9 protein-coding genes are annotated in these 11,841 nt (G+C 67.7%); all 9 read right to left on the bottom strand.

Translation table 11 applies throughout. The features are described from left to right. Window positions 1–40: 40 nt before the first annotated feature. The 9 genes from G6N64_RS12705 to G6N64_RS12665 all read right to left on the bottom strand — a co-directional run bounded on the left by G6N64_RS12705 (window position 41) and on the right by G6N64_RS12665 (window position 11,705). On the bottom strand, window positions 41–841 hold the full coding sequence (locus tag G6N64_RS12705; protein WP_163797384.1) for an ABC transporter ATP-binding protein: 801 nt from the start codon (window positions 839–841) through the stop codon (window positions 41–43). Then, on the bottom strand, window positions 834–1,841 hold the full coding sequence (locus tag G6N64_RS12700) for an ABC transporter ATP-binding protein (protein WP_163797383.1): 1,008 nt from the start codon (window positions 1,839–1,841) through the stop codon (window positions 834–836). The genes G6N64_RS12705 and G6N64_RS12700 overlap by 8 nt, the downstream gene beginning before the upstream one ends. Continuing rightward, window positions 1,838–2,707 (bottom strand): ABC transporter permease, encoded by an 870-nt coding sequence (locus G6N64_RS12695; protein ID WP_163797382.1) that lies wholly within the window; start codon window positions 2,705–2,707, stop codon window positions 1,838–1,840. Before G6N64_RS12695 ends, G6N64_RS12700 begins: the two co-directional genes overlap by 4 nt. Beyond that, window positions 2,707–3,657, bottom strand: a complete 951-nt coding sequence (locus tag G6N64_RS12690; RefSeq protein ID WP_197748348.1) for an ABC transporter permease — start codon at window positions 3,655–3,657, stop codon at window positions 2,707–2,709. Before G6N64_RS12690 ends, G6N64_RS12695 begins: the two co-directional genes overlap by 1 nt. A gap of 1 nt (window position 3,658) precedes the next feature. Next, the gene (locus G6N64_RS12685; protein ID WP_163797381.1) at window positions 3,659–5,302 is read right to left on the bottom strand and encodes an ABC transporter substrate-binding protein; all 1,644 of its coding nucleotides are present in this window, start codon (window positions 5,300–5,302) and stop codon (window positions 3,659–3,661) included. Beyond that, window positions 5,292–7,520 carry a CocE/NonD family hydrolase gene (locus G6N64_RS12680; RefSeq protein WP_197748347.1) on the bottom strand — a complete coding sequence of 743 codons (2,229 nt, stop codon included), beginning with the start codon at window positions 7,518–7,520 and terminating at the stop codon, window positions 5,292–5,294. Before G6N64_RS12680 ends, G6N64_RS12685 begins: the two co-directional genes overlap by 11 nt. 374 nt (window positions 7,521–7,894) lie before the next feature. Further along, a complete protein-coding gene (locus G6N64_RS12675; protein ID WP_163797380.1) occupies window positions 7,895–9,043 on the bottom strand; it encodes an FAD-dependent oxidoreductase in 1,149 nt (382 codons plus the stop codon). After that, entirely contained in the window at window positions 9,043–10,227 is a 1,185-nt protein-coding gene (locus G6N64_RS12670; protein WP_163797379.1) for an enhanced intracellular survival protein Eis, read from the bottom strand. The genes G6N64_RS12675 and G6N64_RS12670 overlap by 1 nt, the downstream gene beginning before the upstream one ends. Continuing rightward, window positions 10,224–11,705: a gamma-aminobutyraldehyde dehydrogenase gene (locus tag G6N64_RS12665; protein WP_174266804.1), complete on the bottom strand. Its 1,482-nt coding sequence runs from the start codon at window positions 11,703–11,705 to the stop codon at window positions 10,224–10,226. Before G6N64_RS12665 ends, G6N64_RS12670 begins: the two co-directional genes overlap by 4 nt. Between the last annotated feature and the right edge of the window lie 136 nt (window positions 11,706–11,841).

The following is an 11,841-nucleotide window of genomic DNA, read 5'->3' as shown; positions in this document are numbered from 1 at the left end:
CGCGCGCACACTTGCCGCCGGCCTGGGTGACCCTGCCGAATCAGCCGATCACCGCCTCTCCCCGCCGCGGCTTCCACCCGGGTCGGGGGACTGACGCGATGAGTTTCCTCGTGTAGTCCTCGCTGGGCGTCCGTAGTACGTCGTCGATCGGGCCTCGCTCCACGATCTCGCCGCGGTGCATGACGATCACGTCGTCGGCGACGTGCCGGGCGACGGCCAAGTCGTGTGTGATGAAGAGGAATGCCGTGCCCGAGTCGCGGCGGATCTGCGCAAGCAGGTTGAGGATCTGCGCCTGAATGGACACGTCGAGGGCCGCGACGGCTTCGTCGAGGATGAGGAGCCGAGGATCGGCGGCAAGCGCGCGGGCGATGGCGACGCGCTGACGCTGCCCACCCGACAGGTCGCGCGGCGACGCGTCAGCTTGGCGGGTGCCCAGACCGACTTGCTCGAGCAGGTGCTCGATTCGCGCGGTGACGCCGCGATCGTCGAGGTCCGAGTCGTGTAGCGAGAAAATCTCTCGCAGCGAGTCGCGCGCGCTCTGACGCCTGTCGAGCGACCCATACGGGTCTTGGAACACGATCTGGATTTGCCGCGCCCACCGGCGACGCAGTGTCGTCGACACCCGGCCACTGGGACGGTCGACGCCCTCGACGGTGATGGTGCCCGCGCTTGGGCGTTCGAGCCCGGCGATCATGCGGGCGACAGTCGTCTTACCGGAGCCGGACTCGCCGACGATGGCCAGCGAGCCACCCGCCGCCACCGAGAACGAGGCGCCGGTAACCGCGACGTGGTGCCCGAAGAGCTTTCGTAACCCGTCGACCGCAAGCAGAGTCTCAGGCACGAGGCAGCCCCTCCAACACGGTGCCGTCGGCGATCCGTTCGGCGAAATGGCACGCTGCGAGGCCGTTGTGAACTGGTGTGAGCTCGGGTCGCTCCGAGCGGCACACGGGATGGCAATACGGACAGCGGTCAGCGAAGGCGCAGCCGTCGGGTGCCTCGTAGCCTGCCAGTGGCCTGCCGGGGATCGCTGCGAGCGTTCCCCGTTCACCATCGACGTCGAGGCTGGGACGGGCACCGAGAAGCGCGCGCGTGTAGGGATGGGCACCGTCGCGGTGGAGTCTGTCCGAAGCTCGTTCTTCGACCAGCCGCCCGGCGTACATGACCGCCGTTCGGTCGCACACTGCGGCAGCCAATTCCAGGTCGTGCGTGATGAAGACCATGCTCATTTGCCTGTCGCGGCGTAGCTCGTCGATGATCGCCATCACCTCTTCCTGCGTGGTCACGTCAAGCGCGGTCGTCGGCTCGTCGGCGAGCAGCAGTTGCGGCTCGGTGATGAGCGCCGCGGCGATCATCACCCGCTGCAGGAGACCGCCGGAGAATTCATAGGAGTACTGGCGCAGCCGCCGCTCGGCGTCGGCGACGTGCACGGTGCGAAGAGCTTCCACGGCGCGCCGCTCGGCTTGCTTGCGCCCGACCTTGCGGTTGGCGACGAGGACCTCGCACAGGAAGTCGCCGATCGGGCGGACCGGGTTGATGTGCGCTCGCGGGTCCTGGAACACCATTGCCACCCGCATCGAGCGCCACTCGCGTAGGGACTTGGCGCTCATGTCGGGAACCGACGTGCCGTCGAACCGAACGTCTCCCAGGGTCGACGCGCCCTTCGGAAGAAGTCGCATGATCGCTCGCGCGGTCATCGACTTTCCCGATCCGGATTCGCCAACCAGGCCGAGCGCCTCGCCGGCTCCCACCGAGAACGACACGTCGCTCACGACCGTCTGGGGACGGCCATCGACGGGGAGTGTGACGCTGAGCGAGTCGACCTCGAGCAACGGTGTCGTCATCGTGCCCCCTGCGCGAGGAGCCGCTGCGACACACGTTCCCCGATCACGTTGAAGGCCACCACCGCAAGCACGATCGTCAGCGCGGCGTAGAGCGACTGAGCGGGGTGACCATCCACGATTGCCGGTTTGCCGTTGGCGACCATGAGTCCCCATTCTGGGCTGGGCGGCTGAAGGCCGAGCCCCAGGAAGGAAATCGCCGCGATGTCGAGCATTGCGTAGCCGTAGCCGACGACGATCTGGGTGACGATGAGTGGCGCGAGGTTCGGCACGAGGTGGCGTAGGCATATTCGCCACGGCGACTGGCCCTGCACGACGAGCGCCTCGATGTAGGGGAGGTTGCGCTCGCGCAACGCGGCCGGGCGCAGGATGCGGGCCACGTAGGGAACATTGGCGATCGCCAGGGCGATCACCGGCGCGACGAGGCCGCTACCGAAGACGGCCGCGGCGACGATCGCGAGAATCAATCCAGGGAAGCCGAACAGCAGGTCCAGGAAGCGCGCCACAATCGCGTCCCACCATCCACCGAACCATGCGGCGGACACGGCCAGCAGCGTGCCGACCACTCCGGCCAGCACCATCACCACGGCCGGGGCGACGAGGCTCGGACGTGCTCCACAGATGAGCCGGGACAACAGGTCGCGGCCGGTGTCGTCGGTTCCGAGCAGATGGGCGGGCGAGGGGCTGGCGAAGATGTTGAGTTGGTCGAGTTCGGTCGGATCGTGGGGCGCGACGAGCGGGCCGAAGATGGCCAGCACGACGAACAGCACGCCGATCACGGCCGCCACGGTCACCGCGAGGTTGGCGGAGCCCAGCCGTCCCGTGACACGCCGGACTCGCGTGGAACCGGCGAAGGCAATGGCGCTCATCAGTCGCGTCCCTTCACAGCCTGGCGGGGATCGAGCGCGACGTTGACGACGTCGACCACGGTGTTGACCATCACGAACGCGGCGACCATCAGTAGTGACAGAATTTGCACCACGGCGAGGTCCTGCTTGGCGGCGCTGTCCACCAGCAGCGAGCCGATCCCATCGATGCCAAATGCCTTCTCGGCCACCGCCGTTCCCGCAAGTAAGCCCGCAATCATCAAGCCCGACACCGCCAGGATCGGTGGGGAAGCGTTACGCAGCACGTGGCGTCGGACGATCCACCGATTGGGCAACCCACGACTGCGGGCGGCGTCGACGTGTTCGGCGCCGAGCTCGCCCCGCACCGATACCTGCGTCACCCGTGCCACCCACGCGATGTAGGCCAGTGCCAACGAAATCGCTGGCAGTGTCAGGTGCCAGAGCTTGTCGCCGAGCCCCTCGCCGGCACCGAACACCGGGAACCAGGAGAGCTGGGTCGAGAAGATGGCGATGAGGAATACCGCGACGACGAAGGTCGGAAAGGCCATCGCCACCGAACTGCCGACGGTCACCGCCGTCTCGACCCGACCGCCGCGCAGACCGGCGAGCACGCCGCCACCGATGCCGAAGACCACGATCAGCACACCGGCGAAGACCACGAGCAGCAATGTGTTTGGGATCCGCCCCGACAGCAGATGCGAGACGTCGTCCCGGTAGGCGAGTGAGCGCCCAAGATCACCGCGCAGGATGTCAGTCGCCCAACGCCCGTACTGGGAGAAGAACGGGTCGTCCAAGTGGTATTCCTGGTGGATCCGCGCGACGACGTCCGGGTTGGGCTTGCCGCCGCCGACGAGCAGGGTTGCCGGGTCGCCGGGAGAGATGAACAGCAGCCCGTAGATCACCACGCTGGCGACGACGAGGGTCAGCACCAGCGCCACGATCCGTCTGAGGACGAAGCGGACGATGGTCAACCTACGAAGCCCCGATCATCGCCGCCCACGGCATGTTGATGTAGGCGAATGAGGCTGGTGCACCGGTAATCCGCTTGTTCAAGAACAAACGCTCGTACGGCGTGCCGATCGGGACGCGCTGCTTTTGCGCCTCCCAGATAGCCTGCGCGTCGACGTATGCACGAGCCGATGCCGCCGGATCGGTCTCCTCGCGAGACTTCGCGATGTTCGCGTCCACCTGGGGGTTGTCGAAGCCGGTCCAGTTGAACAGCGCATCCTTGGGGAACAGCAGGATCGCGTACGACAGCGGGTCCGGAACCTCGACGTAGCCCGCGCTGAGCACGAGGTCGACGTCCTTGCGCTTGGAGGCGTCGTAGAACAAGCTCGAGAACTCGGTAGCGGGCATCTGCTTGAGGTCGAAGTTGAGCCCGATCGACTTCGCGGACGCCTGGACGAACGTGGCGATCTGCAGCTGCGACTGATCGCCGGCGGGGAGCGCCAAGGTCATGGTCTTGGTTGGTGCGCCGACCTTTTCGATGAGTGCCTTTGCGCCTTCAAGGTCGGGCCTGGAGTTGTCCGGTAGCGCGTCGTAGGCCTTCTGGAACACGGCCGCCCCCGGGCCCTTTCCGAAGGACGAGGGTGGGATGACCGCCCGGTTGGGCGTTCCTGCGCCGTGCCATACGTTCTTGACGATCGCCGCGCGGTCGATCGCCTTGTCCAGTGCCTGCGCGAGTTCCGTCGTGGCCATCGGCGTTTCGGGGTTCGCGGGACTCAGGTTGAACACCTGGGTGCTCGGGCCGAGGTAGAGCTTTCCCGCGTCGGTCTTTCGGAGCGTGTCGAAGCTCGTCGACGGTGCCTCGTACGTGCCGTCGATCTCGCCGGACAACAGCGCGCTGGTCAGGGTGGAGGTGTCTTCGAGGAACTTGAAGTTGACCGTCTTGACCATCGGCTGGAGCTTGGGATCCCAGTAGTCGTCGCGCGCCTGGAGTGTGATGCTCGAGCCGGCATTCCAGCTGGCCACCTTGTATGGTCCGGTGCAGATCGGCGGGTGGCTCGCGGTGCCGTAGCTGGCGCCGGCGGCGGCCGCGTCGGCCACGTCGACGATGTCGCCGAACTCGGTCGACATGCCCTCCGCGAAGAGGATGTCCGGCTTGTTCATCGTCACCGTCACCTCGAGCGGGCCGGTCGCGTCGATCGACTTCACCGAGGTGAAGAAGTCACCGTTGATCGGCTCCGTCGCCGGGTCCATGTTGCGCTTCAGGCTGCCTGCGACGTCCTCGGCCGTCATGGGCTTGCCGTTGGAGAACTTCACCCCGGGCCTCAGCTTGTAGACGACGCTCGTCGGAGTCTGTGTCCAACTCTCGGCGAGGCCGGGAGACGTGCTGTAGTCGGCGTTCATCCGCAGCAGTGGCTCGCACACGTTCATCAGCACCGTGTTGGGCGAGTAGTCGCCCGTCTTGACCGGGTCGAGCGTCGTGGGCTCGCCGGTGGAGAGCGCCCAGTTGATCGAGTCGACGGGGCCCTTGCCTGGCGGCGTCGTGGCCGAAGCATCCGTGGGCGCCTCCATCGCCTTGGTGTTCTGACCAGAGTCTTCGGCGCCGCCGCAACCTGCCACGAAGATTGCCGCGGCGGTGACGGTGAGCAAGGCAGTCGTCTTACGAAGCATCGTTACGTTCCTCCGGTAGTGCGGTTACGATCAGGCGTGCCGGCCACTCGGCCGAGACGTGCAGCGTCTGTTGGGAAGCCTGGGGCTCGACAACCGTCCACCGGTTCTCGTCGGTGCCGGAGCTGCGGACGAACAGCGGGAAATCACTCGACGAGATATGTACGCGAAGAGCGTGATTCGGACGCACCCGGTAGCCGGTGTGGCCCAGGTTGACGTGCGCCCGAGAAACGTTCTTGGCGTCGTCGAGTTGAACCTGCCCACGAACGATCATGTGCGCGCTGCCATCCGGGGCGACGTCGAGGAGCTTGACGAACACGTCGGCGGTGGGAGCCGTGCTGGACACACGGGCGTCGACCTCGATCGGGCCGGCCAGGTCGAGTGGTTCGGTGAGTCGCTCACTGGTGAACGTCAGCACGTCGCCGCGGTCGCCCGTCGCACTTTCGTCTGGATAGTCGAAGAGGAAGGCAAAGGAGTTCTTGACTGCCGACGGAACCAGGTTGTCCGGATCGAAGCCCCACTGGACCTCTCCCGCCTCGCCTGCGCCGGCGTCGACCAGGCGACCGCCCGGGGTCGCACCGGCCGCGTTGCTCAACCCGGTGAGGTCGAAGCTCCGCGTGGTCGCTCCCGGAGGCGGCCACTGCGACGACGTCTGCCATCCGACGTGGCCGAGTTCCCATCGAACCTTCGGGAGAGTGTCTGGTGATTTCAGTCCCCGCACGAAGACGTCCAGGAAGTCCAGTGCCTGCGACGTGTAGAGGTCGAGCATCCGCTCCAACGCGTCGTCGTCGACGCCGTGATCGTCCGCGTCTCCTACGGGTGCGAGGTCGAGGACGTAATTCTCGTGATCGAAGGAGCCGGCCTCGATGTATTGCACTGCCGCCCAGTGGGGAAGCGATTCCAGTTCCATCACGTCGCGCATCTGAGGGATCATCAAATTGTCGAACCAGCCGACGGTCTGCAGGACGGGGACGGGTTTGGCGTCGCGGGGATGCGCGTGGTCGAACGGTCCTTTGTCCGCCCGGGTCACCGGGGTCTGCGCGTCGAACGACGAGGATCGGGCGCCGATGGCCTCGAAGGCCTCCTCGAACGCGTCGGTCAGGGGGCGGTTGTCGTAGTTTGGGTCGTACTCGTAGGCCTCGTGGTCGACCCAGTGAGTGGCGAGGTAGTAGGCGGCTTCCATCCACGGGACGGGCTTGCCGAAGCCGCCAAGGCCATCTCGATTCACCGAGTCCAACTCGTAGGTCGTCACCCGCGGGACGATCGCCTTGAGCGCTGGGTGGGCGGAGACCACGGCGGCCCACTGCGTGAAGCCGTAGTAGGAGTCCCCGAACATGCCGACCGCGCCGTCGCTCCAGCCTTGAGCGACTATCCAGTCGATGGTGTCGTAGCCGTCGTCGACTTCGTGCTCGAATGGCTCCGTCGGCCCTTGCGACCGAAACTTCCCACGCACGTCCTGCACGACCATCGCGTAGCCGCGGTCGGTGAATCGTCGAGCGATCCTGTCGAAGAACACGTATCGACTGTTCTTGTCGTAGGGCAACCGGACGAGCACCGTCGGCGCATGGGCGACGTCGGCAGGCAGGTACACGTCCGTTGCGAGGACGGTGCCGTCTCGCATCGGAACCTTGTACTCAGTCGCGCTCTCGCCGACGGGTTCGGCGGCGGTTCGGGCGATCTGCAATTCACTCACGTGAGCGGCTCCTCCTTGGACCCATGCTTGCGACACCGGACGAAACGCTCGAAACGAAGCGTTGCCTTCGTCACGATAGACAACACTGTTGTACAACAGTGTTGTCTCGTCAAGCGGAAGGGCTAAGGTCGCAGGATGCCGCCCGAAATCGATACGAGCGCACGTCTCACCGAGATCGCCGAAGCCACCCTCGAGATAGCGCGTGAGGAGGGCCCGGGTTCCGTCACGATCCGAGCCGTGGCCGCCCGAATGGGTCGGTCGACGACGGTCGTCACCAAGTACGTTCCCAGTCGATCTGCGCTGCTGGTGAACGCGGTGTCCCATGTCCGGTCCGGGTGGGACGCGGCGGTGGCGGAGGTCCTCGACCGAAAGTCGGGGATGGATCGTCTTCGTGCCCTGATGGATTGGACTCTCGATACAGAGGACTACGACGACGCAGCCCGACGGCTGTGGCACGAGATTCTGGCCAAGGAAGAACCCGATAGCGACCAGTGGGGAGCGTTGGTCGACGAGGCTCACGACGATCACGCATCGATCGTCGCGACGATCGAAGAGTCCGCGATCGATGCGCCTCCATGGCTGGCCGACGTTCTCTTCCTGGTGTCACGCGGTTTCTTCGTATCGACGGTCAAGGATCCAGAGGATTGGAGTGGGGACCGGGCACGCGTGGCCGTCAACGCGATGCTCGACGACCTGGTCGCCCCGGGGGTTACGAGGTCCAGACGCGCAAAAGGCCAAGGGAACGCGGGTTGAGGCCTGGGAGGCGAAGATGACCAACACGCGGCAGCCTGCCCTGCGGTGACGTCTTCGAGCGCGGCGGGCCGTAGCCGCAGCGCCGAATCAGGACCTACGGCTGACAGTGACGGGGGCCCTCCACCTTCCGGCCGCCCAATGACAGCCCCTCAGTGCCGGCCGAGGACGTGCGGCCCCACACGCTCCGGCATGCCCGACGCGAAGCGCGCCATCGAGAAGGCCCGCACGTCGTCGTCCGGTGTGCGGTCCTCGACGAGGTCGGCGAGGATCTCGCCCATCAGCGCCGAGTACTTGAACCCCTCACCGCAGTCCCCGCAGGCGTAGACGATGCCGCCGTCGAGACGGTCGACGACGAACCGGCCGTCCGGCGAGTCGGTCCACGAACAGATCTGCTCGTCGAGCACGGTCGGCACGACCGACCGCAGGTCGGAGCGCACCCGGTCACGAATGACGCTGGTACGACAGGCATCCGGCGTCCGGTCGTCGTCGTCGGATCGGTGATCCCGCAGCGGGGTGTCGAGGCCCACCTTGTATCCGACTCCCGGCGACGGCATGGCGTAGATGCCGGGCCGGTCACCCGAGGGACCGTCGAACAGGCACGGATGATCGTCGGTCGTCGACGGCCGCGCCGGATCGCCGAAGTGGACGACCTGCTCGAGGTAGGGATGCAGCGCGACGTCCACCCCGAGGGTCTCGAGCAGCGGCGCAGCCCCGGGGCCGGCCGCCACCACCGCGGCGTCGGCGTCGATCGCACCCCCATCGCCGAAGTCGACCCGGACCCCGGTGGGCGTGACCTCGAGAGCCGTGACGACCCGCTCGACGACCATTGCGCCGCCGTGGCTTTCGAAGACCCGCAGCTGCGCGCGCAGTGACACGTCCGCGAGCACGACGCCGGCCTCGGGTTGCCACACCGCGTCCCGACCGTCGTCGCGCAGGCCGGCGAAGAACCGGCCGACGTCGGCGGCGGCCACCACCTCGTGCGGAACCGCCTCCTGCCGCATCGTCGACGTCAGCGCCGGCAGCGAGAGGTCGTCGCGCCACAGCAGGCCGCGGGTGAGGAACACGGCTTCGTCGGCACGTTCGGACAGCCGGCGCATCGACTCCACTCCCCGGCGGGCCAGCCGCACGCGTCCGGGATCGGGGTCGGCGAGCCGCCACAGCCGGGTGGGACCCGACGAGGACGCCACCTGGTTGAACGCCCCATGACGGTCGACGAGCGTGACGCGGTGACCGCGCCGTGCGAGTTCTGCGGCGGCGGGCAGACCCCACGCGCCCGCACCGATGGCGACGACGTGCATCAGAAGTGAAAGCCCAGCCGCGCCGGCACGTCGCTCCGGAACGCGGCGTCCAGGCGTGTCACATCACCGCCGCGAATGCGGTTGGCCGCCGCCATCAGCGCCGCCGAGTGGCCACCCAGGTACAGGCTCCCCAACACGTCCAGGCCGAGGGTGAACTCGGCCGGCGCGTCGGTGGGCGTGCACTCGGCGCGACCCGACCGGATGGACAGTGCGAAACGCCCACCGTCGGAGCGGAATCCGTCACCGACGTCGAGGACGGTGTCGAGGTCGGCCGCATAGGTCCGGGCCGTCAGCGCGGCTGGGACGTCCATCAACCGCAGCCACAGACCGTCCTCCGAGCCCGTGGTCCGAACCAGCCGGGGATCGTCGAGCAGGTAGGGCAGCGGGTCGCCCGGATGGCTGGTGACGGTGATGGTCTCGACGAGGTCCAGACCGATCAGCGCGCGCCACAGCGCGGCGTGCGCCTCGGGTGTGACGGCCGTGAACTCCTCCACCCGAACGGTTCTCGACGATCCGCGGAACAACCGGTACAGGAGGTACCCGTCGTCGTGCAGGAAGCAGAACCACGGCGTGCCACCACCACGTGAGTCCTCCCAGTCGGCGAGCAGGTCGTCCCACAGCGGCGTGGGACGGGCCAGTCCGCCCGGCGTGATGCGCCGGTAGCGGTCGTAGATGGCGGCGAGGTCGTCGCGATGCTCGCGCGGACGGACGATCCGGACGCCGCCGGGATCGGGTGCGTCCCGGTGGAAGCGGGCGAAGCGCCGGTCCAGGCTGAATTCGGTGTCGACGGTCGCGGGACCGTAGCCGAAGCGGCCGTAGATGCCGCCCTCAGTGGCCGTCAGCGCGGCGAGCGGATAACCGTTCTCGGCGAAGCGGTCGTGCAGGTCGGTGTACATCGCGCGCAGCAGGCCGCGGCGCCGATGCGTCGGCGCCACCCCCACCCACGTGATGCCCGCGGTCGGCAGCACCGCTCCCCCGGGAACCGTCAGTTCGAAGTCCAGGTAGTGCGCCTGGCCCACCAGGTCGCCGTCGTCGACGACCACGACCGAACTGCGCGGCGGCATCGCGGTGCGCCACGCCGCGAACGTCTCCGGGTGCCACGTCGACCCGAAGCTGGTGGCGGTCAGCAGGGGTACGTCGCGCCACTCGTCGTCGGCGATGTCACGTGGGACGAGGGTGGTCATCGCTTACTGAAGATGATCCGGTGCCAATCCTTCTCGGCCACCGCGGTGATGTCGCTCATCACGTGCTTGATCGTGAGGTACTCCTCGAAGGAGTAGTCGCTCATGTCCTTGCCGAAGCCCGAGGCGCCGACGCCACCGTGCGGCATTTCGCTGATGATCGGGATGTGGTCGTTGATCCACACGCAGCCGGCGTGGATCTCGCGCGACGCCCGCTGCGCGCGGTAGACGTCGCGGGTCCACGCCGACGCGGCCAGACCGTACTGGGTGTCGTTGGCCTGCCGGATGGCGTCGTCGTCGTCGGTGAACGGGCGAGCGACGAGCACGGGGCCGAAGACCTCGTCGCGGTAGATCTCCGAGCGTTCGTCGACGTCGGCGATCAGGGTGGGCCGGTAGAAGGAGCCGGGCAGGTCCGGCGCGCTGCCGCCCGTCACGATCCGGCCGCCCTCGCCGGTCGCACGCGAGACCATGCCCGCGACCTTGTCGCGGTGCGCCATCGTGATCAGCGGGCCGAGATCGGTGTCCGGGTCCTGCGGGTCGCCGACGACGATCTTGGCCATCAATTCGCCGACGCCGGCGACGAAGTCGTCGTACAGCGACCGGGCGACGATCGCCCGCGTGGCGGCCGTGCAGTCCTGCCCGGTGTTGATCAGCGACGCCGCCACGGCGCCCTGGATGGCGGCGTCGAGGTCCGCGTCGTCGAACACGACGAACGGCGCCTTGCCGCCCAGTTCGAGCTGGGTGCGGTGGCCGTGCGTCGCCGCGGCGGCCATCACCTTGCGGCCCACCGGCGTCGAGCCGGTGAACGTCACCAGGTCGACGTCCGCGTGACCGGCGAGCGCGGTGCCGACGTCGTGTCCGGCGCCGGTGACCACGTTGAGCACGCCGTCGGGCAGCCCCGCCTCGGTCGCGAGCCTCGCCAGCGTCAGCGTCGTGAGCGGCGTGATCTCGGCCGGCTTGATGACCACCGAGCAGCCTGCGGCCAACGCGGGCAACACCTTCCACACCGCCATCTGCAGCGGGTAGTTCCACGGCGTGATGGTGGCGACGACGCCGATCGCCTCGCGGCGGATGCTCGACGTGTGATCCGGGGAGTACTCGGCGGTCGCCTTGCCCTCCAGGTGCCGTGCGGCGCCCGCGAAGAAGTCGATGTTGTCGACGCTGCCGGGGACGTCGAACTCACGGGCCAGGCGTACGGGCTTGCCGGTCTGGGAGACCTCCTCGGCGACCAACTCGTCGGCGGCGGCGCCGGCCAACGCTGCGAGCTTGGCCAGCACCGCCGAGCGATCGGCCGGGGTGGCGGTGGACCACTCGCCCACCGCGGAGCGGGCGGACGTCACCGCGGCGTCCACGTCGGCAGGCGTCGCGAGCGCGTATTCGGTGACAACGGCGCCGTTCGCCGGGTTGATGACGGCGAACGGTTCGCCGCCCGTCGCCACCGGTCTGCCACCCACATACGTCCCCGACACCGTCTCAGCCATGGTGTTCACGCTAGCGGGTGGCCGACCCCGTCGGCTAGGGACGAGACCACCCATTCCCGCTTTCGGGGCGACGTCCAACGAGTGATTTCGTCGGTCTGGTTGCTTGTGGTGACGGATTCCGTGCACAATCGTGAGC

It is taken from the genome of Mycolicibacterium sediminis, assembly GCF_010731735.1.
Lineage (GTDB): Bacteria > Actinomycetota > Actinomycetes > Mycobacteriales > Mycobacteriaceae > Mycobacterium > Mycobacterium sediminis.
This window is presented reverse-complemented; position numbering and strand designations above follow the sequence as displayed.

Excerpts from the sequence above, each read along its gene's own strand:
- G6N64_RS12675 (WP_163797380.1), bottom strand. The coding sequence starts at position 9,043 with ATGCACGTCGTCGCCATCGGTGCGGGCGCGTGGGGTCTGCCCGCCGCC.
- G6N64_RS12665 (WP_174266804.1), bottom strand. The coding sequence starts at position 11,705 with ATGGCTGAGACGGTGTCGGGGACGTATGTGGGTGGCAGACCGGTGGCG.
- G6N64_RS12695 (WP_163797382.1), bottom strand. The coding sequence starts at position 2,707 with ATGAGCGCCATTGCCTTCGCCGGTTCCACGCGAGTCCGGCGTGTCACG.
- G6N64_RS12700 (WP_163797383.1), bottom strand. The coding sequence starts at position 1,841 with ATGACGACACCGTTGCTCGAGGTCGACTCGCTCAGCGTCACACTCCCC.
- G6N64_RS12685 (WP_163797381.1), bottom strand. The coding sequence starts at position 5,302 with ATGCTTCGTAAGACGACTGCCTTGCTCACCGTCACCGCCGCGGCAATC.
- G6N64_RS12670 (WP_163797379.1), bottom strand. The coding sequence starts at position 10,227 with ATGACCACCCTCGTCCCACGTGACATCGCCGACGACGAGTGGCGCGAC.